General features: G+C 45.3%; 37 protein-coding genes, 1 tRNA gene and 3 pseudogenes. 26 read left to right on the top strand and 15 right to left on the bottom strand.

Annotation, left to right across the window (positions count from 1 at the left end; all coding sequences use genetic code 11):
• The first annotated feature begins 17 nt into the window (after nucleotides 1–17).
• The 6 genes from KOY49_RS01840 (at nucleotide 18) to KOY49_RS04940 (ending at nucleotide 2349) form a co-directional block, all read left to right on the top strand.
• Nucleotides 18–692, top strand: a complete 675-nt coding sequence (locus KOY49_RS01840; protein ID WP_232736476.1) for a glycosyltransferase — start codon at nucleotides 18–20, stop codon at nucleotides 690–692.
• Entirely contained in the window at nucleotides 670–921 is a 252-nt protein-coding gene (locus tag KOY49_RS01845) for a glycosyltransferase (protein WP_232736477.1), read from the top strand. Before KOY49_RS01840 ends, KOY49_RS01845 begins: the two co-directional genes overlap by 23 nt.
• A gap of 142 nt (nucleotides 922–1063) precedes the next feature.
• Nucleotides 1064–1396, top strand: a complete 333-nt coding sequence (locus KOY49_RS01850; protein WP_232736478.1) for a glycosyltransferase — start codon at nucleotides 1064–1066, stop codon at nucleotides 1394–1396.
• On the top strand, nucleotides 1387–1872 hold the full coding sequence (locus KOY49_RS01855) for a hypothetical protein (RefSeq protein ID WP_232736479.1): 486 nt from the start codon (nucleotides 1387–1389) through the stop codon (nucleotides 1870–1872). The genes KOY49_RS01850 and KOY49_RS01855 overlap by 10 nt, the downstream gene beginning before the upstream one ends.
• Nucleotides 1833–2045, top strand: a complete 213-nt coding sequence (locus KOY49_RS04935; RefSeq protein ID WP_269802183.1) for a glycosyltransferase — start codon at nucleotides 1833–1835, stop codon at nucleotides 2043–2045. Before KOY49_RS01855 ends, KOY49_RS04935 begins: the two co-directional genes overlap by 40 nt.
• A 4-nt stretch (nucleotides 2046–2049) precedes the next feature.
• Nucleotides 2050–2349 carry a glycosyltransferase gene (locus tag KOY49_RS04940; protein ID WP_269802176.1) on the top strand — a complete coding sequence of 100 codons (300 nt, stop codon included), beginning with the start codon at nucleotides 2050–2052 and terminating at the stop codon, nucleotides 2347–2349.
• A gap of 48 nt (nucleotides 2350–2397) precedes the next feature.
• Here KOY49_RS04940 and smpB read toward each other — a convergent pair whose 3' ends face one another.
• A complete protein-coding gene (smpB, locus tag KOY49_RS01865) occupies nucleotides 2398–2874 on the bottom strand; it encodes an SsrA-binding protein SmpB (RefSeq protein ID WP_232736480.1) in 477 nt (158 codons plus the stop codon).
• Between the two features lie 122 nt (nucleotides 2875–2996).
• On the opposite strand from smpB, the gene KOY49_RS01870 reads away from it, so the two are divergent.
• From KOY49_RS01870 to KOY49_RS04950, 3 genes are read left to right on the top strand one after another with little or no spacing between them, the layout of a single operon-like run.
• Nucleotides 2997–4163 (top strand): ParB N-terminal domain-containing protein, encoded by a 1167-nt coding sequence (locus KOY49_RS01870; protein WP_039327186.1) that lies wholly within the window; start codon nucleotides 2997–2999, stop codon nucleotides 4161–4163.
• Between the two features lie 34 nt (nucleotides 4164–4197).
• Nucleotides 4198–4461 (top strand): ATP-binding cassette domain-containing protein, encoded by a 264-nt coding sequence (locus KOY49_RS04945; protein WP_269802177.1) that lies wholly within the window; start codon nucleotides 4198–4200, stop codon nucleotides 4459–4461.
• Nucleotides 4397–6034: an ATP-binding cassette domain-containing protein gene (locus KOY49_RS04950; protein WP_269802178.1), complete on the top strand. Its 1638-nt coding sequence runs from the start codon at nucleotides 4397–4399 to the stop codon at nucleotides 6032–6034. The genes KOY49_RS04945 and KOY49_RS04950 overlap by 65 nt, the downstream gene beginning before the upstream one ends.
• A 102-nt stretch (nucleotides 6035–6136) precedes the next feature.
• On the opposite strand, the gene KOY49_RS01885 is transcribed toward KOY49_RS04950, so the two are convergent.
• Together KOY49_RS01885 and KOY49_RS01890 are read right to left on the bottom strand one after the other, a co-directional pair.
• Nucleotides 6137–6424 carry a glutaredoxin family protein gene (locus KOY49_RS01885; RefSeq protein ID WP_129632750.1) on the bottom strand — a complete coding sequence of 96 codons (288 nt, stop codon included), beginning with the start codon at nucleotides 6422–6424 and terminating at the stop codon, nucleotides 6137–6139.
• 48 nt (nucleotides 6425–6472) lie between these two features.
• Nucleotides 6473–6697: a hypothetical protein gene (locus KOY49_RS01890; RefSeq protein WP_129632746.1), complete on the bottom strand. Its 225-nt coding sequence runs from the start codon at nucleotides 6695–6697 to the stop codon at nucleotides 6473–6475.
• Between the two features lie 39 nt (nucleotides 6698–6736).
• Here KOY49_RS01890 and KOY49_RS01895 point away from each other — a divergent pair, with 39 nt between their 5' ends.
• The 13 genes and pseudogenes from KOY49_RS01895 (at nucleotide 6737) to KOY49_RS01950 (ending at nucleotide 13365) form a co-directional block, all read left to right on the top strand.
• On the top strand, nucleotides 6737–6997 hold the full coding sequence (locus KOY49_RS01895; protein WP_129743885.1) for a hypothetical protein: 261 nt from the start codon (nucleotides 6737–6739) through the stop codon (nucleotides 6995–6997).
• Nucleotides 6994–7830, top strand: a complete 837-nt coding sequence (gene atpB / locus KOY49_RS01900) for a F0F1 ATP synthase subunit A (RefSeq protein WP_232736481.1) — start codon at nucleotides 6994–6996, stop codon at nucleotides 7828–7830. Before KOY49_RS01895 ends, atpB begins: the two co-directional genes overlap by 4 nt.
• 36 nt (nucleotides 7831–7866) lie before the next feature.
• Nucleotides 7867–8079, top strand: coding sequence for an ATP synthase subunit C-like protein (locus KOY49_RS01905; protein ID WP_129637300.1), 213 nt, complete (start codon nucleotides 7867–7869; stop codon nucleotides 8077–8079).
• Nucleotides 8080–8095: 16 nt separating this feature from the next.
• Nucleotides 8096–8257 carry a hypothetical protein gene (locus KOY49_RS01910; RefSeq protein WP_232736482.1) on the top strand — a complete coding sequence of 54 codons (162 nt, stop codon included), beginning with the start codon at nucleotides 8096–8098 and terminating at the stop codon, nucleotides 8255–8257.
• Entirely contained in the window at nucleotides 8254–8445 is a 192-nt protein-coding gene (locus KOY49_RS01915; protein WP_232736483.1) for a hypothetical protein, read from the top strand. Before KOY49_RS01910 ends, KOY49_RS01915 begins: the two co-directional genes overlap by 4 nt.
• Complete coding sequence (locus KOY49_RS01920; RefSeq protein WP_232736484.1) at nucleotides 8426–8641, top strand: F0F1 ATP synthase subunit B family protein; 216 nt, start codon at nucleotides 8426–8428, stop codon at nucleotides 8639–8641. The genes KOY49_RS01915 and KOY49_RS01920 overlap by 20 nt, the downstream gene beginning before the upstream one ends.
• 28 nt (nucleotides 8642–8669) lie before the next feature.
• Complete coding sequence (locus KOY49_RS01925) at nucleotides 8670–9044, top strand: F0F1 ATP synthase subunit delta (protein ID WP_232736485.1); 375 nt, start codon at nucleotides 8670–8672, stop codon at nucleotides 9042–9044.
• An 8-nt stretch (nucleotides 9045–9052) separates the two neighbouring features.
• Nucleotides 9053–10584 (top strand): annotated as a pseudogene (atpA, locus tag KOY49_RS05395) (F0F1 ATP synthase subunit alpha).
• Between the two features lie 3 nt (nucleotides 10585–10587).
• Nucleotides 10588–10977 (top strand): F0F1 ATP synthase subunit gamma, encoded by a 390-nt coding sequence (locus tag KOY49_RS04955; protein WP_269802179.1) that lies wholly within the window; start codon nucleotides 10588–10590, stop codon nucleotides 10975–10977.
• A gap of 31 nt (nucleotides 10978–11008) precedes the next feature.
• Nucleotides 11009–11470 carry a F0F1 ATP synthase subunit gamma gene (locus tag KOY49_RS04960; protein WP_269802180.1) on the top strand — a complete coding sequence of 154 codons (462 nt, stop codon included), beginning with the start codon at nucleotides 11009–11011 and terminating at the stop codon, nucleotides 11468–11470.
• 14 nt (nucleotides 11471–11484) lie between these two features.
• A pseudogene (atpD, locus tag KOY49_RS01940) lies at nucleotides 11485–12907 on the top strand (F0F1 ATP synthase subunit beta).
• 30 nt (nucleotides 12908–12937) lie between these two features.
• Nucleotides 12938–13096, top strand: a complete 159-nt coding sequence (locus KOY49_RS01945; protein WP_232736486.1) for a hypothetical protein — start codon at nucleotides 12938–12940, stop codon at nucleotides 13094–13096.
• 47 nt (nucleotides 13097–13143) lie between these two features.
• A complete protein-coding gene (locus KOY49_RS01950) occupies nucleotides 13144–13365 on the top strand; it encodes an ATP synthase subunit epsilon domain-containing protein (protein WP_232736487.1) in 222 nt (73 codons plus the stop codon).
• A 153-nt stretch (nucleotides 13366–13518) separates the two neighbouring features.
• Here the strand turns inward: KOY49_RS01950 and KOY49_RS01955 are convergent, their stop codons facing one another.
• The 11 genes and pseudogenes from KOY49_RS01955 to KOY49_RS02000 form a co-directional block, all read right to left on the bottom strand.
• Entirely contained in the window at nucleotides 13519–13674 is a 156-nt protein-coding gene (locus KOY49_RS01955) for a hypothetical protein (RefSeq protein WP_232736488.1), read from the bottom strand.
• Nucleotides 13675–13703: 29 nt separating this feature from the next.
• Nucleotides 13704–14054: a hypothetical protein gene (locus tag KOY49_RS01960; RefSeq protein WP_232736489.1), complete on the bottom strand. Its 351-nt coding sequence runs from the start codon at nucleotides 14052–14054 to the stop codon at nucleotides 13704–13706.
• 219 nt (nucleotides 14055–14273) lie between these two features.
• The gene (locus KOY49_RS01965; RefSeq protein ID WP_376787533.1) at nucleotides 14274–14555 is read right to left on the bottom strand and encodes a hypothetical protein; all 282 of its coding nucleotides are present in this window, start codon (nucleotides 14553–14555) and stop codon (nucleotides 14274–14276) included.
• Nucleotides 14556–14686: 131 nt separating this feature from the next.
• Nucleotides 14687–15106 (bottom strand): annotated as a pseudogene (locus tag KOY49_RS05535) (tRNA-dihydrouridine synthase family protein); the annotation flags it as partial.
• 114 nt (nucleotides 15107–15220) lie between these two features.
• Nucleotides 15221–15409 carry a tRNA-dihydrouridine synthase gene (locus tag KOY49_RS05540; protein WP_446680077.1) on the bottom strand — a complete coding sequence of 63 codons (189 nt, stop codon included), beginning with the start codon at nucleotides 15407–15409 and terminating at the stop codon, nucleotides 15221–15223.
• A gap of 189 nt (nucleotides 15410–15598) precedes the next feature.
• A tRNA-OTHER gene (locus KOY49_RS01975) sits at nucleotides 15599–15690 on the bottom strand.
• 452 nt (nucleotides 15691–16142) lie between these two features.
• Entirely contained in the window at nucleotides 16143–17147 is a 1005-nt protein-coding gene (locus tag KOY49_RS01980) for a RecB family exonuclease (RefSeq protein ID WP_232736490.1), read from the bottom strand.
• Nucleotides 17053–17511 (bottom strand): 3'-5' exonuclease, encoded by a 459-nt coding sequence (locus KOY49_RS01985; RefSeq protein ID WP_232736491.1) that lies wholly within the window; start codon nucleotides 17509–17511, stop codon nucleotides 17053–17055. Before KOY49_RS01985 ends, KOY49_RS01980 begins: the two co-directional genes overlap by 95 nt.
• Before the next feature lie 38 nt (nucleotides 17512–17549).
• A complete protein-coding gene (locus KOY49_RS01990; RefSeq protein ID WP_232736492.1) occupies nucleotides 17550–18776 on the bottom strand; it encodes a UvrD-helicase domain-containing protein in 1227 nt (408 codons plus the stop codon).
• A 168-nt stretch (nucleotides 18777–18944) separates the two neighbouring features.
• Nucleotides 18945–19448: a UvrD-helicase domain-containing protein gene (locus KOY49_RS01995; RefSeq protein WP_232736493.1), complete on the bottom strand. Its 504-nt coding sequence runs from the start codon at nucleotides 19446–19448 to the stop codon at nucleotides 18945–18947.
• A 182-nt stretch (nucleotides 19449–19630) separates the two neighbouring features.
• A complete protein-coding gene (locus tag KOY49_RS02000; RefSeq protein ID WP_232736494.1) occupies nucleotides 19631–19912 on the bottom strand; it encodes a UvrD-helicase domain-containing protein in 282 nt (93 codons plus the stop codon).
• Nucleotides 19913–20014: 102 nt separating this feature from the next.
• Here KOY49_RS02000 and KOY49_RS02005 point away from each other — a divergent pair, with 102 nt between their 5' ends.
• The 4 genes from KOY49_RS02005 to KOY49_RS02020 are packed head-to-tail and all read left to right on the top strand — an operon-like array spanning nucleotide 20015 to nucleotide 23186.
• Nucleotides 20015–20332, top strand: a complete 318-nt coding sequence (locus KOY49_RS02005; protein WP_232736495.1) for a hypothetical protein — start codon at nucleotides 20015–20017, stop codon at nucleotides 20330–20332.
• A gap of 55 nt (nucleotides 20333–20387) precedes the next feature.
• A complete protein-coding gene (locus tag KOY49_RS02010; RefSeq protein ID WP_146554979.1) occupies nucleotides 20388–20876 on the top strand; it encodes a hypothetical protein in 489 nt (162 codons plus the stop codon).
• Entirely contained in the window at nucleotides 20828–21742 is a 915-nt protein-coding gene (locus KOY49_RS02015; protein ID WP_232736496.1) for an HAD-IC family P-type ATPase, read from the top strand. The genes KOY49_RS02010 and KOY49_RS02015 overlap by 49 nt, the downstream gene beginning before the upstream one ends.
• Before the next feature lies 1 nt (nucleotide 21743).
• Complete coding sequence (locus KOY49_RS02020; RefSeq protein ID WP_232736497.1) at nucleotides 21744–23186, top strand: HAD-IC family P-type ATPase; 1443 nt, start codon at nucleotides 21744–21746, stop codon at nucleotides 23184–23186.
• A 187-nt stretch (nucleotides 23187–23373) separates the two neighbouring features.
• Here the strand turns inward: KOY49_RS02020 and KOY49_RS02025 are convergent, their stop codons facing one another.
• Nucleotides 23374–24687 carry a class I SAM-dependent RNA methyltransferase gene (locus tag KOY49_RS02025; RefSeq protein WP_232736498.1) on the bottom strand — a complete coding sequence of 438 codons (1314 nt, stop codon included), beginning with the start codon at nucleotides 24685–24687 and terminating at the stop codon, nucleotides 23374–23376.
• Nucleotides 24688–24728 lie beyond the last annotated feature (41 nt).

The following is a 24728-nucleotide window of genomic DNA, read 5'->3' on the forward strand; positions in this document are numbered from 1 at the left end:
TTTGCTATACTGTAGGTATGAGTAAGAAAGACGATAAAAAACTAATTGTTAATATGATTTCTGAAAGCGAATTTACCGTTCAGGGTCACGGCGTACATACAGCATATAAAGAGATTACGGACGCGCTGCGGAAAAGAAAAGACATTGATATTGAAGTAAACACCGATCGTCCTGCTGACATTATTCATATCCAAACCATGGGGCTGTATTCGTTTCGACACTTGATAAAAAAAGGCGGCAAAAAAGTAGTTTCAGCTCACATTGTGCCAGATAGTTTTATCGGCTCAATTAAAGGTGCAAAATATTGGAAGCCTTTAGGTAAAACGTGGCTAAAATTCTTTTACAAAAAAGCAGATTTGGTTTTGGCCTGCTCTGGCATGGTCGCCGATGAACTGATAAATGACATGAACGTGCCAAAAACCAAAGTGCTTTACAATACAATAAACATGTCGAGATATAAACATACTGCTGCGGAAAAAAAGTCGGCTCGGAAGAAACTTGGCTTGAAGGATGATGATTTTGTGGTTATGGGAAATGGTCAAGTCCAGCCGCGAAAACGCCTCGATATTTTAATAAAAGCAGCCAAAGAAATGCCAGATGTAAAGTTTTTCTGGGTGGGAGGAATTCCGTTTAAGAATTTGGGCGCAGATTATAACGCCATGCAAAAATATGATAAAAAATGCGCCGAATAATCTCACTGTAACTGGCGTGATACCTTTGGAGAATGTTCGTGACTATTATGTCGCTGCCGACGTTTTTGTTTTGCCAGCTATGCAGGAAAATCATCCTATGTGCGTCTTGGAGGCGGCTGGCGCTGGCTTGCCGATCATTCTACGCGACATTCCGCAGTACAACGACACATTTAAGGGCGACGCTGTTATGGCAAAAACGGACGATGAATTCTTAGAATTGATTCAGTAAATTGCGCAAAGATAAGAAAGCCTATAAGAAAGCGCAACTTGGTGCTGAGAAAATTGCCAAACGTTTTGACAGTAGCGCGGGCGCCGAGCGATTGGTCGAATTTTATCGATCGCTGATATAAATGGTATAATGAGGCTACATTATGAGGATAGGACTTTTTACGGACAGCTACAGACCGTCCATTAACGGTATCGTTTACGTTGTTGAATCATTAAAGCGCGAGCTGGAAGCTTTGGGACATGAGGTTTATGTTTTTTGCCCAGCAAAGTCTATTAGTCCGTCCAAGCAAGCCGAACTTCTTCACGAAGATGAGAATAGTCGAATAATTCGTTTCCGCTCAATTACGGGCGCATTCTTTGATGATTACGACACGTCGGTGTTCTTCCCTCCTGTAGTGCAGCGTCAAATTGCGAATATGAATCTGCTGACGTTGTTCATATTTTTACGCCGTCGCAAATTGGTCTATTGGGCGTGAAGGCAGCGAAGAAAAATAATATTCCTTTGATTATCCAGCATTGTACGGATTTATACGAATTCGTCGATCATTATCCTGCGGTTTTGCCGGGAGTTTTGGCGTTGGCGGGAGTGGTTTTTCCATTGTCGGTGAAATTGAATGGACAGGATTTGCTGGAAGTTGCCAAATTATATCGTCCGCGTAATGGCGTAACGAAATGGAATAAAGATATTATTGAGCGCGTCATTACTATTTTATACAGCAAGGCGGATGCGGTGATTGCCCTGTCGCGCAAAAGCCGCGATCAATTGGAATCTTGGCAGACCGAAGATTACACGTACGATGTTACTTTTAATGCCAAACGGCGTGAATGCTCTTCCGCCAGCCAAACGCGAAACGAGTCGCAGAATTTCGCGAACAATGGAATCTTGATGAAAAAGATGAAGTGTTTGGATTTGTGGGACGTTTGGGTGAGGAAAAGAATTTGCCAATTTTGATTCAGGCGTTTAGCGAGTTTATTGCCAAAGCTCGTCCGAAATCGAAGCTATTGTTTGTTGGCGATTTTGAATATCGAAAAACTTTGGAAAAAATGGCAGCCGAGACGGATTTTGCGGATAGGATTATATTTACTGGCCCCTACGCCACGAGAAGATTTGGGTGTGGCGTATAAAGTGATGAACGTGTTTACCTTTCCTTCGCTTAAAGATACGCAAGGCTGGGTTCTTCATGAAGCCGCTCACGCCGGAAAGCCGATTGTTATTATTGACAAGGAAGTTTCAGAGGTAGTGAAAGACGGAGTCAATGGCTATTTTGCAGAAAATAATCCAGAAAGCGTAGCGGAAAAAGTAATTGCAATTCTAAAAAGTCCGAAAAAACAAGCAGAATTTAGTGCTGAAAGTAAAAAATTAGCCAACAAGTTTACGGAGCGAAGTCAAGTGAAGAAACTTGAAAAGCTCTACGCAAAAGCTAATTGAAACGCGCGAAAATCAATAAATCTCAGGCTGAGTTTGTAATCGGTACGGTTATCTATTAGAGATAAGTCGCTTGGTTTCTCGGTCTTGGTCGCGGCGTTTGATGGTTTGGCGCTTGTCGTAATTTTTCTTACCTTTTCCGAGCGCGATTACAACTTTAATAAACTTTCCATTGGTCAACAATTTGGTCGGGACGATTGTCATTCCCTGTTTTTTTGCTTCGGTGAAGTTGGCTAGCTGTTTTTTGCTGACTAGCAATTTCCGCGCCGAAGTGTCGACTGAGCGACTATTTGCTTCTCCGCGAACGTTTAATCGCAGTGAAAAGCTAGCGTTATTTAGCCACAATTCGCCATTTCTTAAACTAACAAATGAGCCTTTAAGCTGGACGTGTCCTTCTCTGGCGGCTCGCACTTCCATTCCAGTTAAAACTAAGCCAGCTACAATTTCTTCGCCAAGTTCATAATCAAACCGTGCGCGACGATTGACAATATTCTGTGTGGCTGGTTTTTTAGCTTTTGGCTTTGACATGGATTATATTATACCAGGTTTAATGACCTGTAGAGATAGAAATTTATATTATGCCATAAGCATGTTAAAAATACAATATATAACCCTTGAAAAGAGTGTGTCATTTTTGTCATACTGGATGAATGCGTGGAGAAAAAATGTCTGGCCGCGAAGGCTTATTACTTAATGGCGAGCAAGATCAAGTTCCTCTTGGTGAAATTGTACAGCTATCTCAGATTCGTGGCGACAGAAATAGAGTAACGACCGCCCTGAAGGACAGTATCCTGCAGGAAGGGCTGCTCTATCCACCAATTGTAGCTAGCGTTACTCCTGCTTTACTGGAGGAGTATATCGGCTTTACAAATCGTACGTGGGGTGGTGATGCGAATTTCGATGACTTTGCTGACAGGCTGCGCCTAGATGGCAATTACTATCTTATGGTAGCTGGACACACCAGATGCGCGGCTGTCGAGGAGCTAATCAACGAAGGTGCGCTTCCTGCTGATATTGAAATGCCGGTTAAGGTAGTAAAAATGGGTTCAGTCATGGATATTGTCTCAGTTCAGCGGGCTGATAATCTACATAGTGCACCTCCGAAAGAGCGTGAAGCTATGGCTATCGTGGAGTTGTACGTTTGGGGTTTGGAGAATGGTAGTTGGAGTAATAAAAAAGAATTCCTCAATAGCCAGTCCAGTCAAAACATTAATATTACAAGAGGCACACTACGTGATGCTTTACATTACGCTAATCTGCCATCAAGAATTCGGAATTTCATTTTAGGCGGTGCAATTAAGTATTCCGTGGGGGTCGAGATGGGTGCTGGCGTCCCTATTATGCTGGACTTTTTTGCTTATAAAATGGGCTTTTCTGGGTTTGATGATTCGGCGATAAACGAAGAATCCAAAAGACAAATTGAGTTGGCTACTGAAGTCTTCTTGGATAGGCTGTGTATTGAAATAGTTAGTGGCAATCGGAGTACAGGAAAGAACAGAAGTATTTTGGAGTCTAGGGTTCTCATTAGGAATGAGCTTGAGAGAATGAAAGGTGTGATGGTGCCGGTGTCAGACGAGCCGCTATTTACCTTGCAGGAGCCGCCGTCGCAGATTATTGATGGTGAAATTAGAAATCTTCGTCGAGCGCTTAATGATATGACTGTAAGGCATGCCAGCGGTTTATTATCGGATATGATTAAGGGCCAAGAGGGGTTGCTGGGTAGCGATGAAGTGGATAGCTTATTAGAGAAACTTAAGTCCGCAGAAAACTATGAGTATCAGAGTTTGGGCGGAATAGCCTTATCTGCAAGTATCTAATACTTCTCCCCCCACCTTTGCTATAATAAGTCGGATGATAGACGACATTCACATTACTGAAAAAAGTTTTGGAGATAAGACGTTAATGAAAGACGTCAAGTTTAGTGTGGACGATGGCGAGAAAGTCGGCGTGGTTGGTCGTAACGGCGTTGGTAAGTCGACACTTTTTGGAATATTGGCGGGCACAGATAACGATTATACGGGAGAAGTTGTTTTTCGCCGTGGCATTACGGTTGCGACTACCGCTCAAGAACATCACGGCTTGGGCGAGCAAACGGTCATGTCCGTACATTCTTAACTGGACTTCCAGAATATTCCTAAGATTAAAGAAAATCATCGATGAATATCCGCTGACTATGGGCGATAATATGCGAAAAATTGAGGAATATACGCAAGCTCTGGAGCGATTTGATCAAAAAGGATTTTATCAAATTGAAGAAAAAATTGAGCGAGAGCTGAGTAATTTTCAATTAGAAGGTTATTACAATCGGCGGATTTCTTCCCTGTCTGGCGGTCAAAAAAGGCTGGTGGAAATTGTTAAAATTATGCACTCAGAGGCGCATTTGGCGCTAATTGACGAGCCGACCAACCACATGGATTACGTTGCGAAACAGCAGTTTATTGATTGGATGAATTCACAGCCACATCAAGCGATGTTGATAATTACGCATGATCGCGATGTACTTGGGCAAGTTGATCGAATAGTTGAGATTAAGGACGGTCAAGCCGTGAGTTACCGCGGAAATTACGACGCGTATTTGAAGCAGAACGCGCAAGCGACGACAGCTGGAATGAACAATTTTGAGCAGATTGAGAAGCGAATTGTTAACCTGAAACAAAAAGTTTTGGACTATCAAAGACTTAAGGAAAAGTCGCGAAATCCTGGCACGATTCAGAAATTTAAGCGCTTGGAGAATGAGGCGCGAGCGGAGCTGGAGGAATTGTCAGAAATGGAAAAGCCGACGTTTTGGATTGACAAGGAATCCGCTGGGCAACTGGATTATAAATCCGCCGAGCGCTACGGAAAATTCAAGGCGCGCAATATTCGCCTGACGATGAAAGACGCAGCCAGTCGCAGTCAGCACGTGCTGGTGCGGGCGGAAAATGCGGCAGTTGGCATTGGTGAAAGGATATTATTTGGAGGGACGTGGAATATCGATTTGCGTGAAGGTGAAGCGATGGAAATGAAAGGCCGCAATGGCGCCGGCAAGACGACGCTGATTCGGATGATGTTGGGGCAGCGGCGAGGTTCGGACTCCAGTCTCTCTGGCAAGTCGATGGTTTCGCGGACGGTGTTGCCGGACGCATTCGACTTGGAGGAGACGGCTGGAAGTCGAACCGCGGCAAGCGCTCCGCAGTCCTCCGCCAGAGCACACTCTTCGCTCAAATCTCCACCGGAGATTTTTCGCAAGCGTTCGGCTGAAACGTCCGCTACTCGCGAACGTTCCACAGTCTCTGGCGTAGAAGGTGTCGCACCTGGCGGTCCTATTCTTTATTCTGGCGATATTTTCCTTGATCCGCAGGTTCGAATTGGTGTTTATGAGCAAGAAATTGACGAGCGATATTTGTCTGATCCGCTAGAAAAAGCGATTGAAAAATTGTATATGAGTCGCGATTTGTCGATTTCTGATACGAAAATTCGGCAACTTTTGGCAGACTATTTGTTCACGGACGCTGATCGAATGACGCCGCTGGCTCGCTTGTCTGGCGGTCAAAAAGCTCGCTTTCAGATTATTGCTATGCTGGCGAACGACCCGCAACTGCTAGTTCTGGACGAGCCGACGAACCATCTGGGATTTGCCGAGCATCGAAGAGCTGGAAACGGCGTTGGCCAAGTATTCCGGCGCGATTCTTTACGTCAGCCACGATAATTATTTCCGCGAAAAACTTGGCGGAAAAGTTGTGCAAATTGGCGCAGAATAAAAATTTTCCGCCAGAATTTGACGGAAAATCTTGAATCGTTTTAAAGAAAATTAGTCGGATAGTAAGCCGTTTTTTCGTAGCAAATCTTGTAGTTTTGGTCGATCAAAACCAAGCACTAATTCCCCGTTAATATCCGTTACTGGCACGCCTTGGAAATTGCCGCCATTTTTATTTAGCAATTCCTCTTTTGCGCCAGGATCAGCCTCGATATCTTTGGAAACAAAATCAATTCCCAGCTTCTTCAGCCATTCCATTTCCGTGTGGCAAAACGCACACCAGCTAGTGTTGTACACGACAACTTTTGTGTCTTGATGGTTGTTCGTTGTGTCTTCGCTCATATATTCCCCTATTTAATAACACTTCCAATTATAACATAACGGTTACGTCTATTTAGAATTCTTCGACGTCAAATGCCAATTTTTGCACCATTCGCAGTGATATATATCAATCGACAAATTCGGGTTTGCTAATTCTTGGATTTCTGCTGCTTGGCGCGCTTTTATCTCTGTTGAGAAGCGACGTTTTTTCTGGCAATTAGCCAACCCTGAAATTGACATCAATGATGTTTTTTGGGTTTTTTGACTATTTTTTGAATAATTTCGTCGTGGCATCTTGCAAAATAGTATAACAGATTGATATAGTGGAAAGTAATGGTAAAAGAAACTGACATTTCGGCTAATGATACAGGCGATTCTGGTGCGATGATGATTTTGGCAAGGACGATGATTGGTACAATGTGGCGAATGTTTTTGCCAACAATTGGCTTAACTTTGTTGGGATTGTGGCTGGATAATGTCAGCGGAATGAAGATGAGATGGTTACTTGCTGGAATTATTTCTGGCGCGATTATCTCAGTGATTCTCGTAGCTTTGCAAATTGCTAAAATTAAACAGCAGGAGTTGAAGAAATGATCGATTATATGGCAAGCGCTGGTCCGCATATTTCAGTAAAGGTTGACGAAGTTTTCAATGTCGCTGGCGTATCTATTACGAATTCGCACTTGATGGGATTCTTGGGATTGATCGTGCTGGTGTGGGCAATGTTCCGTACTCGTGCGGCGGTTTTAGGTAAAAAGAAGCATAATTTTATCACAAGGCTAATTCAGTGGACGTTCGACGGACTTTATAATACAGTTTGCCAAGTTATTCCAGACCAAAAATGGGCGCGTAAAGTTGCTCCGCTCTGTATTACGTTGTTTTTCTTTATCGTCGCGCAGTACTGGCTGGGGCTTTTGCCGATTGTTGGTCCAATTACAATTGGCGAGCATCACACTCCTCTATTCCGCGGTGGCGTGGCGGATCTTAATATGACTTTCGGTCTGGCAATTGTAACGATTGTCGCGGCTCAGGTTTACGCGTTTAAGTATTTGGGTTTTAAGGGCAATTTGGGGCGATATTTCGTTAACCCGCTACGTGATCCAATTATGTCATTTGTTGGCATTTTGGAGTTGGTGGCTGAGTTTTCGCGAATGCTGGGACTAAGTTTCCGTCTGTTTGGTAACGTTTTGGCTGGCGAAATTCTCTTGGCAATTATCGCTTATATGACGAAGTTTTTGTCGCCCGTAGCTCTGCAGCCGTTCTATTTCTTTGAGTTGTTTATCGGCGGTATTCAGGCATATATTTTCTTTATGTTATCAACTGTGTTTATTTCCCTGGGGCTGGCTCACCATGATTCGCACGAGCCAATTGATGAAGTTCACTCCTCTGTTGAAACTAATAAATTAGCGACATCAGAGAGTGATTAAATTAGGTAATAATTAATTAAAAGGAGAATATTAACCATGGAAGCATTAGCATTCACACTTACCTACGCAATCCCAGCAGCATTTGCAGCAATCGGCGCTGCAATCGTTGGCGCAGCAGCTATGAACGCCGCTGGTCGTAACCCAGAAAAAATCAACGACCTACGCACAATGATGATCTTGGGTATTTCATTCATCGACGCTATTGCTATTATCGGTTTCGTCGCAGCAATCGTCGGCAAAGTTATGTAGTTTTCGGGAGTAAATTGTGGAGAAAATATTAACACACAATTTGCCAATTCTTGGCGCATCGGAAAAAGCTGGTTTGTTTGATTCGCTAGGTATTGATTGGGCGCTGTTGGCGTTTCAGACGGTAGCATTTTTAATCTTGCTATTTGTTCTTTCGCAAGTTTCATCCATCCACCAATGATGGAAATGCTCGTCAAGCGAGAAAAAGACCTGAAAGCGGCTGACGCGGCGGCAAAATCTGCCAAGGAAAACGCCGACCGAGCCGAAGAAATGACCGCCGAAATGATGCGAAAAGCACGAGCGCAAGCCAGCGACATCGTGGCGTCTGCTCGAGAAGAAGCGACCGAAGTTGCTGGAAGAAGCGGCTAAAAAAGCGACTGCCAAATCTGAAGCTTTGATTAAAGAAGCGCATAATACGATTGCTCAAGAAATTGAAAACGCAAAGAAAGACCTGCACAATTCGACATTAGAGTTGGTGGCTGAAGCGACTGGCAAGGTTTTGGGCGAGAAAATTGATGCGAAGAAAGATACAAAGCTGATTTCGGAAGCGCTTGGAGGAGGCTGAATAGATGAGATTAGTGTCCAGGAGAAAGTTGGCAAAGTACGCAGCTGAACAAATTTTAGCTGGCAATGACGCGGTGTTGGAAGAAATTGCTGGTCTTTTGATTTACGAAAAGCACGAACGTGAAGTTGATTTGTTGGTGCGAGATATTGAGGCTGAGTTGGCTGAGAGTGGTGAAATTGTAGCGTCGGTCGAGAGTGCGAGAGCGCTTGATGACAATACAAGGCGTAAAATAGAGCAATTTCTGGCGACTGCGGCGAGCGATAAAAATAGCAAGCCAAAAGTGTCGCTAAGAGAATCAATTGACCCGACGTTGATTGGCGGATTTAAGCTACAAACGCCGACCGCAACACTGGACGCAACGGTTTCGAAGAAGTTAAACGACTTGCGGGCGAAGAAAATCTAGGAGGAAAAATGAGCAAGATTGATGTGACAGAATTAGCCAAAAGCCTGCGGGAAAAAATCGCGCAGCTGGAGGCGACAGAAGGTTTGGAAGATGCTGGCGTGGTTATTCGCGTTGGTGACGGCGTGGCTTGGGTGCATGGCTTAAGTAGCGCTGGCTATAGCGAAGTGCTGGAAATTGAAACTGACGGCGGAACGGTTGAAGCGTTTGCCCTGAACTTGATGGAAGATGAAATTGGTGCGGTGATTCTTGGCGGTGAAGATAAGGTTAAGGCTGGCGCCAGCGTTCGCCGCAAGGGTTCGGTGCTAGACGTTCCTGTCGGCGAAGAATTATTGGGGCGAGTGGTTGACCCGCTAGGTCGACCTCTTGACGACGGTCCAGCGATTAAAACGAAGAAACGTGGTTTAATTGAGCGTCCTGCCATTGGCGTGATGGGTCGTAAATCAGTTCACGAACCTCTGATGACCGGTATTATGTCGATTGACGCGATGTTCCCGATCGGTCGTGGTCAGCGTGAGCTTATCATTGGTGACCGTCAAACTGGTAAGACGGCAATTGCTATCGATACGATGATTAACCAGGCTCGTCAAAAAACTGGCGTGGTGAACGTTTATGTGGCGATTGGTCAGAAGTTGTCGAAGATTGCCAGATTGGTCGACCGACTGAAAGAAGAAGGCGTGATGGATCAGACGATTATCGTCGCAACCAGCCCGACTCGACGCGGCCTCCCTGCTTTACTTAACGCCTTACGCTGGAGTACTGCGCCATGGGTGAATATTTCCGCGATAACGGCGGTCACGCATTGATGATTTATGACGAGTTGACAAAGCACGCGGTGGCTTATCGACAGATGTCGCTATTGTTGCGCCGTCCACCAGGACGCGAAGCTTACCCAGGTGACGTCTTCTATTTGCACTCACGCTTATTGGAGCGTTCGGCTAAATTGTCAGATGAACTTGGCGCGGGAAGCTTGACGGCTCTGCCAATCATCGAAACGCAGGCTGGCGACATTTCCGCTTACATTCCAACCAACGTGATTTCTATTACCGACGGTCAGATTTTCCTGGAAACCGACTTGTTCTATCAAGGCATTCGCCCAGCCATCTCAGCCGGTCTATCAGTTTCTCGTGTTGGTGGCGCAGCTCAGACGAAAGCCGTTAAATCTGTCGGCGGAAACTTGAAGCTTGGTCTTTCTCAGTTCCGCGAATTGGCATCATTTGCTCAATTCGGCTCAGATCTTGACGACGCGACAAAGGCTCAAATTGACCGCGGTCAGCGACTCACTGAACTTCTGAAGCAGCCACAATATCAACCAATGAGCGTTTGGGAGCAATTTGTCAGCATTCACGCGGTGACTGGCGGTATGTTTGACGATGTTCCAGTTTCTAAGATTAAGGACGCGCAGTCTGCCCTATTGACTTATCTCTGGAAAAATTCTAAAGATGCTATGCGTGAGCTAAACAAGGGCGACAAGCCTTCGGATGAGCAATTGAAATTGATTGACGAAGCTACGAAAGAAATAGCGAAAGGATTTGAGGAGTAATTCATGCCGAGCACTCGCGCGCTGAAAAATCGCATTCGTTCGGTGGACTCGACTAAGCAGATCACCAAGGCTATGCAATTGGTGGCGGCTAGTAAAATGCGTCGCGCTCAAGAGGCGGACAAAGCTTCTGCGCCGTACACGATGGCGGCGGAAGAATTGCTGTCTTATTTGGCGAGCCAAGGCGCAACCGACAATCACCCGCTGTTCGTTAGGCGAAAGATAAATAAGCGATTGATTATCGTGGTGGCCAGCGACAAGGGTTTGGCTGGCGCATACAACACCAACGTTTTGAAGAAGTATTTGGAGCTATTAAAGCGTGATGACGAGCGCGGAATTGAGAACTTGACCTTAACTATCGGTCGCCGAGCTTCGCAATTCGCAACGCGTCTTTAAAGATACGAAAATCATCGGTACGTATGAAGATTTGCCAGATCAGCCGTCTGGATTGACGTTTCACACGATTTTGAATACGGCAGTAAATATGTTTGAAAATGGCGAAGTTGACGCAGTTACGCTTGTTTATACGCGTTTTGTCAATAGCATGGTTCAGACTGCAGAATTGGACAGATTATTGCCAGCAGGAACGAAAATCTTGGTTGATCCGAGTGAAGTTTCTAACACGATTTCTGACGCCAAATATGAGCCGAGCATTCCAGAAGTTTTGGATGCGGTGGCGTATCGTTTGGTTGGTGCGCGACTGTTGCAGGCGCTGCTTGACGCTCGCGCCAGTGAACATTCTATGCGTATGATGGCGATGAAGAATGCTACGGATAATGCCAGCGATTTGGTTGATGATTTGACGCTAGCTATGAATAAAGCTCGTCAAGGGGCGATTACTCAGGAACTTGCTGAAATTTCTGGTGGCGTGGAGGCGATGGAACAATGATAAAGGAGAAAAAGATGGCAAAAGATTTAGGTAAAATTATTCAGATCGTTGGCGTGGTCGTTGACGTGGAGTTTCCACGAGACGTTGAACTTCCAGCGATTTACGACGCGTTGCACGTTAAAAACGGCAATGAGAATTTGGTGCTGGAGGTTGCTCAGCACTTGGACGAGCACACTGTTCGAGCAATTGCCCTGTCTTCGACGGATGGATTGACTCGCGGCGCAGAAGTGGTGGCGACCGGCGCGCCAATTTCCGTGCCAGTCGGCGCCGAAACTCAAGAACGAATGTTCAACGTGGTCCGGTGAAGCGATTGACGAGAAAACCACAACCAAAGGGAAAAACTGGCACCAATTCACCGCCCTGCTCCAGAGCTGACCGAGCAGTCAAATAAGACTGAGATGTTGGAAACTGGAATTAAGGATTGTCGACTTCGATCCGCGCCACTTGATAAGAGTGGAAAAGCTGGCCTGTTCGCCGGTGCAGGTGTCGGTAAAACGGTTCCTGATCACCGAGTTGATCAACAACATAGCTAAGTTCCACTCTGGAAACTCTGTTTTTGCTGGAGTTGGTGAGCGAACGCGTGAAGGTAACGACCTTTACTATGAAATGGAAGAAGCTGGCGTTTTGGATAAGACTTCGCTAGTCTTTGGGCAAATGAACGAGCCACCTGGAAGCACGTTTGGCGAGTGGCATTGTCGGGTCTGGCGATGGCCGAAGCTTTCCGCGACGAAGGTAAAGATGTCTTGCTATTTATCGACAATATTTATCGTTATACTCAGGCTGGCGCTGAGGTGTCAGCATTGCTTGGTCGTTTGCCAAGTGCGGTTGGTTATCAACCAAACCTCCAGCAAGAAATGGGTGAGCTTTGCAAGAGCGAATTACCTCAACGAAGAAGGGCTCGATTACTTCTCTGTTCAGGCTGTCTATGTGCCAGCTGACGACTTGACCGACCCAGCTCCTGCGACGACCTTTTGCCCACCTTGACGCTACAATTGTGATGAACCGTGCATTGACGGAAATCGGTATTTATCCAGCGGTTGACGTTCTGGACCCCAGCTCAAACTCGCTTGATCCAGAAATTGTCGGCGAAGAGCATTAACGCGTGGCGCGCGAGGTTCAGCGAATTTTGCAGCAATACAAAGAGCTTCAGGACATCATCGCTATTTTGGGTATGGAAGAACTGGTCGGACGATCAGAAGCAGATTGTTGCTCGCGCTCGTCGTATTCAGACGATTCCTAGCACAGCCATTCCACGTGGCTGAGAAATTTACTCAAAATCCAGGTGTTTACGTTAAATTGGAAGACACCATTCGCGACGCTTCCGACATTTTAGCTGGTAAATACGATGATAAGCCTGAAAACTGGTTCTACATGGTTCAGGGTACGCTGGCTGACCAAGTCGCTCGCGACGCTGAAGCTGAAGTCTGCCGAGGCTAAAAAACATTCTGAAAAGAAAGCTAAATAGTCATGAAATTGTCATTAGTCACACTTGTCGGTACGAAGGTTGACGAAGAAGTTTATTCGGTGTCAATTCCAACTACTGACAGCCGAAATTTCCGTTTTCCCAAGCCACGAGCCGCTAGTGACGATTGCACGGGACGGCGTGATTACCGTGCGTCGACATAAAGAAGATTCCCGATAATCAGCTGGAATATTTCGCAATCTCTGGTGGCGTGGTAAAAATTGACTATTCGTCGGTGCAAATTCTGGTTGATGAAGCTGATCACGGCGATGACATCATCGAGGCGGAAACTCAGAAGGCTCTGGAGCGTGCTATTAAGGCGCGTGATGAAGCTGGCGATCAAGTTGAGCGTGAGAAAGCCAAGCAGCTTATCGACCGTCATATGGTGCGATTGAAGGTTGCCGATCTTCATAGGCGTAAGCGACGACGCTAAGCTTTATCGAGAGCAATAATTAGCCGACCGCCATTACAACCACAGTATTTCGTATTTCGGATGGTAGTCTCTTAATCTCGCGTAGAAGATCAAGGAAATCCTATACACTTGATTTTACAGAGAATTATTCGTAACAAGTAAAGCAACGAGACACTAGCCATATATGCTTTGTATGTCGTCAAGATAATCATCAGGATCTGTAGACTCTCTTGCTGTTGTCGTGTCGATTATCCTAAATTGTAGACTTGGATCATAGGCTGTATTTCGTGGTAGACAATCGCCATCAGTCACACCAGACTTCGAACCCATCTAAGAATAATAAACTTAATACTGCGCCCTCAAGTGCTACATAGACCTCTAGGATCAAATGTTGTACATATTAATCCGTAAGCGCCCAAAATTTCGGTTATTTCTACCAGTCCGCTGAGATATTCTTCTGCTTTTTCGTCTTCTGCTTTTCTGTCACTTGTGATGCCAAATTTATCATAATAACTTGCAGTGTCAGGTGCGGGACTCCAAACAACAATACTAGAACCCAACACTCCTAGTGCTTTAATGACGCGCACTCGAGATTGTTCTGAATTAAGTTTTGTTACCTCTTGTGATCTCTTTCTTATCTTATCTAGCCCATAAGGATCAAAGTAAGGATCGGAAGAGAAATCGACCTCTAACTGGTCGCCTTTTGGCAATATTAGGATTCCACATCCTGTTCAATAAACGTCATTTATCCTTTGTGGTCACGGTCATAGCAAGAGATACTATCCTTGAATCTGGAGTTAATGCGAACATAGAGCTATATGAAACAAAGGTAAAGTATTAACCCGATACAAAATACTAGATAACTCTGTGATGTCTGGATTTATGGTAGATACCGAAAACTTTTCCATCTCGTAATTATATCATAATAACTATACTTTTTCAAGCAGTTGGCGAACCTCGTCTGTATCCGTGGTGTGCATCAATTTCTCCCGAAGTTCCTTTGCGCCGTCAAAGTCGCGAATATAAATCTTGAAAAAACGTTTTAGAGTTTCAAAAGGTCGCCCTAAAATCGGCTGGTAAGAATCGAACAAATCCAAGTGATAATTAAGGAGCGCCAACAGTTCTTCCTTATGATTATCTGCGTCAGTTTTCGATTTACGGAAGCAAAACGGATCACTGAAAACTCCCCGCCCGATCATAATTCCATTCACGCCAGGATGTTTTCTGGCAATTTCCAGCCCATGCTCTCGGTCGCGAATATCGCCGTTGATAGTCAGGAGCGTAATCCGGGACCCGCTAAAGCCAGCCCAGATTTTTTCTGAGATACCGCTCGAGATGCTCGAAAACAGAACGGATCACTGAAAACTCCCCGCCCAATCATAATTCCATTTACGCCAGGATGTTTTCTGGCAATTTCCAGCCCATGCTCTCGGTCGCGAATGTCGCCGTTGATAGTCAGGAGCGTTTGTGGGGCAATTTCATCGCGCAGCTTAATAATCTCGTCAATCAATTCATAATGCGCCGCAACTTTGCTCATCTCTTTTTTTGTACGCAGATGAATTGTCAAATTCACAATGTCTTGCTGGAGAATTGCCGTCAGCCACTCGCGCCACTCGTCGACGTAAGTATAGCCCAGCCGAGTTTTTACGCTAACTGGCAATCCAGATTTTTTGGCAGCGTCAATTGCAGCTATCGCTATGTCAGGTCGACGAATCAGAGCCGCGCCACCGCTTTTAATGGCAGACTTGGCGGGACAACCCATATTGATATCAATTCCGTTAAAACCAAGTTCCGCGCAGTCGCTGTAGCGAAAGCTTCCATATAACCTGGCTCGCCACCCCAGATTTGCGCAATCAGCGGCTGCTCATCGTCAGGTTTAATTAATCGCCCAGCTATGGCTTTTGTCGCCAGCGTGAACCCAGCCGGTAGCATTTGCGAACTCAGTGAAAAATATATCTGGCGCGCCAGCCTGTTTCACGACATGACGAAACACGACGTCGGTGACGGCTTCCATTGGTGCCAATATGAAAAATGGCTGCGGTAAATCATTCCAAAACGATGTCATCTCTGTTATTTTATCACAAAAAGGAGAAAACCCCACTCTCGTCATCGAGAATAAGGGGGTGGGTCGGGCTCAAGCGGTTCTGCTCGGAGTAATTACTAATCTCAACGCTGAGAAAACGAATCTACCACAAATGAATCTCGCGAACCCAAAACTGGGAGGGAAGCAAAACGCCTTTGTCTTACTTCCCAGTGGACACAGCGGGACTCGAACCCGCAACCTCCCACTGCGCCGACATCGTTGTCGACACGGCGGGCGCTCTACCATTTAAGAGCTATGCGTCCTGTGATTCTTTTCCGGACTACCGGCTGGCTGAATCACGTCAGGGGCGGACGGACGCCCTTTACTGACCTCGGAGATCAGTGTTTTCGGGGTCGCACAAACCCCGACCATCAAGAGAAAGGACTAAACAGGCGTTCGGGAATCGCACACAGGAGGCACACCTGACCCCAACCGCCGCAGCTCGCACAACGGAATGCCCAGAGACCCAAGCTTCGAAAGGTCCACGTACAAAACGCTGACACACTTGCTGCAGGTCTACCCTACAGTATACAGACCAATGGGGCTACACGGTCCCACAGGACATGAACACCATCTCACCTCTTTCCTAAAGAAAAGAGCTGACCTCTAATTATGCTCCTCGAGAGCATAACTTCGAAAAGTCAGCTCCACCAATAAAGCGTTTATTATAATAACACTAATTATAAAAAAATGCAACAATATACTAGAATAATTTTTATATTTCGCCCGCCAGCAGGTCTTTTTCGAATTGCAACATTCCCTTATAATCCGCCGAATAGCCAGAAATATCCGGCAGATCTAACGTGGTGATTTTTCGCCAAATAATCTCAATCAGTTGCGTAAATTCAGACAATTCTTCTCTGGAGAATGTGTCTTCCAAGCTAAGAATATCGCCGGTCTTCATGTCTGGCTCGACAAATTGTAATCGCCCGCCAGTAAACGTGAAATTGCCATAATCGCGTGAATGCTCGACCAGCAGCTGATAGAACATCAATTGCTGACGATATTTATGAAGTTTGATTTTCTCGTAATCGGCCGAACCTTTCCAGGAATGCGCCGGCTTGCCAGTTTTATAATCCGTTACGAAGATGGTTTTATTTTGCTTGTCGATGTCGACAACGTCAAGTTTACCGGTCAATCTGGCGTTATCGATAATTACGCCTTGGTTTGAAAAGTCCAATTCCGCCAAGTCCGTGTCGTGAAAATCTGAAGATTTGGCGTTTAAGAACGCAGTCAAAGCCGACTTCCCTTTATCCAAATACAATTGAAAATCGTCCGCTGGCAAATGTTGGCTCTCGAGGGATTTTTGGAAAAATTGGAGGATTTGTTCGGTGCTTGGCAATTGATGATCGGCGCTGAATGAGCAATGTGCTTGCTGAAGGCTGCTGTGAATCGCGGTTCCGTAAGCTGCGGCGGAATTTTTGGCGGATGGAAAATGCAGCAAATTGTTCAATAAGAAATTTTGCGGCCCGCCACGTGAAACGTCGAGGAAATTATTCAAATGCGTCGCGGAAAGCTTGTATGTTTCAAGCGCTGGCGTCAATAAATCCTTTAATTCCGGAACAATCGGCGAAGTTAGTCGCGTCGTCCAATCGGTTTCAGCGAGTTCAATTTGTTCAGCTGGATCATCGCTGGTCGGAATGATGGTTGGCGTGCAATTCGTCAAGAAACTGGCGATTATCGTGTCGCTGCCAGAATCGTTGGTTTGAGAATAAGTCATGGTCAATGTGGTTTTGGCGCGAGTCATCGCCACGAAAAACAGCCGAAGTCGCTCGTCGTAAGTGGCGCCCGCTGGCTGAAGTTGGAGGTTTGCGGGATATCGGAATAGCTCGACTGCGTGTACGAACTTTTTCACCCCAAGCGCTGTCAATTGCCCCAATCACAAAAACGTGCGGAAATTCCAGACCTTTGGATTTATGAGCGGTCATCAAATTTATGGCGCCGCTGAGTGAACTTGCGTGCGTGCGAATTTGTGTTAAGCGGGTTTTTGTTGAAATATGCAGGTCAATAAACTCCAAAAAATCTTCCAGAGTTGGGTTTTTATCGGTGATTCGATCGCGAAGTTTTTGGCGCAAAGTGCGCAAACTTTCCAGAATTGTCAGATATGCTTCTGGGTTTTTATCTAGCTTTTCTGGCGAGAAATAGAAATTGGCGAGAGAATTAGCTGGAAGATCGCCGCTTTATCATCATTGGTCAAACCTAACAAATTGTCCAATTGCTCTTCCAATGGCAAATTCGGCACGTCCTTAGCGCGCTCCAAAAGCCACTCCGCAAATTCCTTAAATACGCTATTCGCCAGCATACTTTCCAGCCACAATTGCCGATTTTTGTAAGCTTGAAGACTCAATTTCCAGATGTCCAGTGCAGAAAATCCAAACGCTGGATGAGCCGTAATTTCCGGCAATAAACTATTGGCAACGTCCAAATTATTCTGGCTAATCGCCACGACAGTTCGCGCTAATTTGTCCAGAATCTGAATTATATCTTGCTCCAAAATATCGTCGTGACGCTCGTAATTGACAAAAAGATTTTCCTTATAAAGATGCGGAAGAATTTCAATGAGTTCTTTATGGTGGCGCGCAATAATCGTGATGTTTTCTGGTTTCTCGCCATTTTTTATCAGCTCGGCAATTTGTTTGGCAATTCCCGCTCGCTCTTCGCTAACAGATGAGAATTCTTGGATTTCGACTTTTGAGCCTTCGCTATTTGCGTGTGCGGTCAATTGTTTTGATAGCCCGTCAATTGTGTTTTCCAATCGATCCGCGCCCTGAGTGATGACGTCCCGCGCCGATGATAAAATGTTTTCGGCGGAACGATAATTGTCGGTCAAAACAATGATTTTTGGATCGTGATAATGTTGGCGGAAGCGCTGGATGTTGCCCACGTCTGCGCCTTGGAAGCTGAAGATTGCTTGGTCGTCGTCGCCAACCGCCATGATGTTTGGATTGTCGTCGTTCTCGCTGGTCAAATTGAACAACAATCGAAGTTGCGCCAAGTTTGTGTCCTGGAACTCGTCAACCATGATGAATTGGAATTGCTCTTGGAGATTTGCGCGCAGTTCTGGGTGAGATTCGCAGGCTTGAATAACGGATAAAATCATGTCGTCGTAGTCAAATAACGAGCGCTCGGATAAAATATTTACGTATTTCTCGTAAACGTCAATTGCGGCAGATAATTTTTCTGCGGCGGTAAAATCTTTCAGGACAAATTCGCCATTGGCATTTTTTTCACACCATTTATTTTTCCAAGCAGTCAGCGGCTTGGTTGAGTTCTCGTCAATCGCTTCCTGGGTGGCGTGCACAATGCTCAGCGCCAAAACGTTGGCGTATGGCGTGATTGAAGCTGGCAATTTTGAGTTTTCTTCGTCAGGATTTTGGCCGCCCTAAATTGGCAATTTTTTCAGCTATTGGCGAAAATTATCGTCTATTGTAATCGTAAGAGAAATTGTCGCCAACTTTTTTCTCATTTTGGCAGACTGGCGCAATTTCATTACTAATGTTATTTTCATCAACCATCTCTATAACTCTGATGGAATTAAATTGAATTGGTTGAACGCGGAAATCATTCGAATAAAGTCTTTGATATAAACAAATTCCCCATTGTTTTTCGCGCTTAATGGATTTCGCCAATCAAGTCCTTCGAGTATTCCAGAGATAATTCGATATTGCGTCAATTCGTCAACCGGCTGAGCGTCGGCGCCACGGAAAAAATACTCGCGATGTTGATTGATGATTTCTGTGCCGAAGCTGTGAAATGTATGAATCGCAATTTTATACGCATCCTCACCGATAATCTGGCGGAGTCGTTGGCGCATATTTGTGGCGCCACTTTCGGTAAACGTTAGACATAAAATACTGTTCGGCAAAGTGTCGGTCTTCTTTAGGATTTGGGCAGTGCGCATACTTAGAAGCTCGGTTTTCCCCGTTCCTGGCCCAGCAATTACCAAAAGCGATCCGTGAATGTAGTCGACTGCTTGTCGTTGATTATCGTTTAATTTAGCGTAACGAGTATTGAAATCCATAGTTTTATTTTATCATGTTGGCAGACTTCAGAACGCGATATCAAAATTGCCATTTACAAAATTCGTCCAAGGCTGTAAATTTAGCATAAGGAGGATTAAATGAAAAACTTAAAGAAGATAAGATTTAGTCATATATATATGTTTGTACTGACGATTGCGTTGATTTTTTTGAGTTATCAAGTCTACTGGCTGAATGAAAAACAATATCGAAGATCAGACCCAGCCTCACCGATAATCTGGCGGAGTCGTTGGCGCATATTTGTGGCGCCACTTTCGGTGAACGTTAGACATAAAATACTGTTTGGCAAAGTGTCGGTTTGTCTCAGGATTTGGGCAGTGCGCATACTTAGAAGCTCGGTTTTCCCTGTTCCTGGCCCAGCAATTACCAAAAGCGATCCGTGAATGTAGTCGACTGCTTGTCGTTGATTATCGTTTAATTTAGCGTAACGAGTATTGAAATCCATAGTTCTATTTTACCATGTTGGCAGCCTTCAGAACGCGATATCAAAATTGCTATTTACAGAATTAGGCGAAGACTGTAGAAGCTCAGCTTAAGGAGGTCATAAATGAAAAACTTAAAAAAGATAAGATTTAGTCATATATATATGTTTGTGCTGACGATTGCGTTGATTTTTCTGAGTTATCAAGTCTACTGGCTGAATGAAAAACAATATCGAAGATCAGTCCAGTCTTCGATCGATTATCTTGCAAATGCCCAAAGCATTAAGCGACTTGAGTTTTGTGTTAATCATGCCATTAAAGATTGTACTGAAGAAAATGTCGACGCTTGGAATGAAAAACATCCAGAAGACGCGTTTAAGGGTAAAAGCCACTTGGATATTTCCCGTCAAGCAGTTGAATCGACCAGGCAGTTTGGTTATTAGATTTCACATCTTTGCCATCTCGCGCACCTCATAAAAAAATGGTAAAATATTATCTATGAATAAGGCGACGTACGACGAGCTGGCACTGGAGCGAATTGCTAAGGAAAAATTTGGTTTTCCAATTGATGTTCAATCGATAATTTTGTGGCACGCTGATGTTAGTCGCACGGCTAAGGCGTCGGTGTTTTTGACGAATAAAAAGCAGCTGATGATGTATTTGGAGGCGACTTCGCCGTTGATTTTATCTGACGTTAAAAAGATAATTTCGCGAATGGGTATGCGTGCGGAATTATTTCTTCCGCCAAAAGGTCAGCCGCGATATTTTGAAGATATCGGCAAGCGCAAATTCCGCGAAGTTTTTCCTGGAAGAAAGCACGTTACGGATGAAGATTTGCATTTTTATAAAACTTTGGCGCCGTATAATCCCGCCTTGGTTTTGATTTCTGAAGTGAAAAATGGCGAGATATATCAATTCGATTCTGACGCGTACGGAAATTGGCGAGTTGGCGCGAGGTTCAGCTACAGAAGGATTCGGACAAGCTAATGCGCGACTATTTGGACATTATTAAGCGGAATCTGCTTTCCCCTATTGTCGTGGTGATTTTTCTGCTGGCTGGCGCGCTGGTTTATGTTCGTGAATATCGTGACGCGTGGTTTATTTCGGTGGTGATTGTCGTGAACTCGACGATTGGCATTATTCAGGAGTTAAGGGCTAAGCGAGTTTTGCGGCAATTGGAGCTGATGAGCGCACCGAAAGCTCGATTGTTAAAAGATGGAAATGTTGTCGAGGTCGGTTATGATGAGCTTAAAATTGGCGATGAAATCCTTATTCAGGCTGGCGATGAATTGCCGGCGGACGCGAAAGTTATCGAGTCGAAAGGCTTGGAGCTGAATGAAAGTATGTTGACTGGCGAGTCTGCGTCGATTGAGAAAAAGGACGGCGATGTCGTGTTGGCGGCGACGACGGTTTTGGCTGGTGAGGGCACGGCGCGAGTAATTGCGATTGGCGACGACACGAAAGCTGGCGCGATTAGCCAAGTTCTGAAGCGTTACAAACCAGAACTCACGCCTCTGCAATTAGCGATTTGGCGCGCAATTTACTTCTTGACTTACGGCGCAATTGTTCTGTCGCTACTTATTGCTATCGTCTATTATTTCTCTGGCGATAACGTCGTCGTCATCTTAAAAACCATCACTTCGGCAGCGGTTACGGTTGTGCCGGAAGGTTTATTGTTGGCGAGTTCGCTGCTTTTGGCGTTCGGCTCACTGCGATTAGCTCAGGCGAAAGTCTTGCCACAAAAATTGTCAGCAATTGAAGCGATGGCGCTTTTGAATTTGCTGGCTGTAGATAAAACAGGTACCTTGACTAGCGATGAAGTGACGCTGGAAAAAGTCGCGGCGTTCTGGTGAGATGACTATTCGAGACTCTGACATTGCCAGTTTTGCGGCGTTAATTGCTCATGAAACCAGCGGCGGAAATATCACTGGTCGTGCAATTTTGGCGGAAGCTACGTCGCCAAAAAATACGAAAGTTTTGGAAGTTATGGCGTTTTCGTCGGCGCGTAAAATGGCTGGCGTGAGGGCGAATATTGACGGTGAAATTCGGACTTTGATGATGGGCGCGCCAGAGTTTGTGTCGAAGTTGGCGCCAGTAGATGAGGAGACTCAGAAGAAGTTGAATGATTGGGCGGACAATGGTTTGCGCGTGTTGATGCTGGCTGAATTTTCGGACGATAAAACCAAATTGAAAGACTTGAAAAATGACTCTGGAACGGCAATTGGTGCGGTTATTCTGCGCAATTCCCTGCGTCATGGCGTTGTTGAAACGGTGGATTTTTTGCAGAGCCAAGGCGTAACTATTCGCGTAATCTCTGGTGATAACCCGCGCACAGTTCAATACATCGCTAAGGAAGCTGGAATTAAACATCCAGAAAAGGCGATTTTAGGTGAGGATTTGGCGGCGCTTAGCGAAGATGAATTTAATAAAGCTGCCGATACTTACACGATTTTTGCCAGAGTTTTGCCAGACCAAAAAGAGCGCTTGATCAATCGATTCCAGCAATCTGGCAAGTTCACTGGTATGGTCGGCGACGGTGTAAATGACGCTCTGGCTCTGAAAAAGGCTGACCTCGGTGTGGCGATGTACGCGGGCGCTCCAGCATCGCGTCGAGTTTCTGACATTATATTGCTCAACAATTCGTTCACTTCTCTTCCGATGGGAATGAAATTGGGCAATCAAATTATGCAAGCAATCGAAGTCATCGCTGTTCTGTTCTTCCATAAAATTATTTACGGCGTGACGCTTCTTCTTGCGACGATTCTCATCAATATGAATTATCCGTATTCGCCGCGCCACATTACGTTTATGAATATTTTTCTGGTGACGATGCCGACTCTCATGTGGACGCTGTTTCCTCCCACGCCGAAGCATCGAATAAATCCGAAGAGATTTTGGCATGATACTTTGCTGGCTGTTACGCCAATTGCTTTAATTACTGGCGTGACTGTCGCGTTCACCTATTGGATTACCTCTGTTATGTTCCCTGGTCACGCTGCAGAAGTCGCAACGATGACGGTGCTTACCGCGACTTTGTTTGGCGTATATTTGGTATTCTTGGTGGGAATTATGCTGGACGTAACCATCGATAAATCCGCCAAGCGCGCTCGCTTGCTTTACTTGTTGTCGGTGATTATTGTGGCGGCTGGAAGCTTTAGCTTTGGTTTCCTACGCGATTTCTTCGACTTTACCGTGCCGAATTTGTTCATAATGTGGCCAGCAGCTGGCGCAATTGTCGTAGCGATGTTAGCCCAGCTATTCATTGCTCGCTGGGCTGGTCGGCGAATTGTCCGGTAGTAACTTGTCTATCTATTCAGTATAGTTACCAAAACCAAGTATAAGAATGTCCTTAAAATGCTACCTTTGTGACGGGTCAATTTTTTGATATGTCATTATGAGAGCTAATGTCGCAACATTATAACAAAAGGAATAATTCCTCTAAACGTAGCTTGCATTTAATAATTCTAGTCTTCATGGCTATAGATTACGCTTTCTTATCCAAAACCACAAGGTGTTCAATGTGCGGCGTCCTTGGGAAGAAATTGTAGCCTTGATGATGCACGATTTCATATTTTTCCTGAAGTAGGCTGACGTCTCGCGCTTGCGTGACTGGATTGCAACTCAGATAAATAATCCGAGGCGGCTCTGTTTCCAGCAGTCTATTAGTAACGTCCGCGTGAAGTCCAGCGCGCGGCGGATCAACGATGACAATTTGCTCGCCCGTTATATATTCCAGAGATTTTTCGCTCGGCGCCAAAATCGCCTTGGCATTCGGTCGATTCAGCTTGGCAATATTCCTCTGCATTTCCGCGACGGCATGTTCGTTAATTTCCACCAGCGTCACGTCATCGCCGCCAATTGTCAAACCAATTGTCCCAACGCCAGAATAAAGGTCGAGCGTCGGCATTTTTTCATTGCAATTAATCCACGCTTTCATATCGCTCAGGGCTTTTTCGTAAACGGGAATGTTGACTTGGAAAAATCCTTCGCAGGCGTAGTTGAAGGCGACGCCTAAAATCGTGTCGCTCAGTGTCGTGTCGCCGAATTTGTTCAAGCGTTCGGTGATTCTGCTGGCTGGGCTTTTGGGGTCGGAATAGATTATTTCGCCGCCCGCGGCTGATAGTAATTTGGCTTCATCGTCGGAAATCAGGTTTTCTATCTTATCTTTTACGTACAATTGCCAGACGGCGTTTCCCTGTTGATCTGAGCGAATCAGGAGCGTCTTTAATTGGCGTGCGACAATCGGTTTTTCTCGTAAGAGGTCGCGGATTTCAATTGCCAATTTATTTATGCTCGGGTGTGCCAAGCTGGTTCCGTCAACGACGACTTTTCCCTTGCCGCCACGCTTGAAAAATGCCAAGTCCAAAGTTTCTTTTTCGTCGTCGTCCGTTTTGTCGCCGAACCAACTGAACTCGACTTTATTGCGATAATTAAATTCTACGCCGTCAGAAAATACCTCGATTTTTTCAGGCAATGTGATGTTGTGAAGTAAAAAAGCCTCTTCGATTAGCGACGCTTTGTATGATTGCTCGCTGGACATCGGCATTATTTGCCAAGGACTGGTGCTTAAATAGCTATTTTCATCCTTCGGCGTAATTCGCTCTGGACTTTTCTCGATAATTTCCGTCACTATTCCTTCGACGAAGTGTGATTTTTTCTTTGTCACGCGAATCGTTACAAGTTCTTTCGGCAGTCCTCCCCAGACGAACGCTTTGCGGCCGTCGTCAAGCGTCCCGATGGCTTGCCCGCCGCCAACGATTTTTTCCAATCTTAAAGTCTCAAAAATTTGTTTTCTCATTAGGTTATATTATATCAGGATGTGTGGATTTTTTCTGGCTG

It is taken from the genome of Candidatus Minimicrobia vallesae (assembly GCF_018866205.1).
Lineage (GTDB): Bacteria > Patescibacteriota > Saccharimonadia > Saccharimonadales > Saccharimonadaceae > Nanosynbacter > Nanosynbacter vallesae.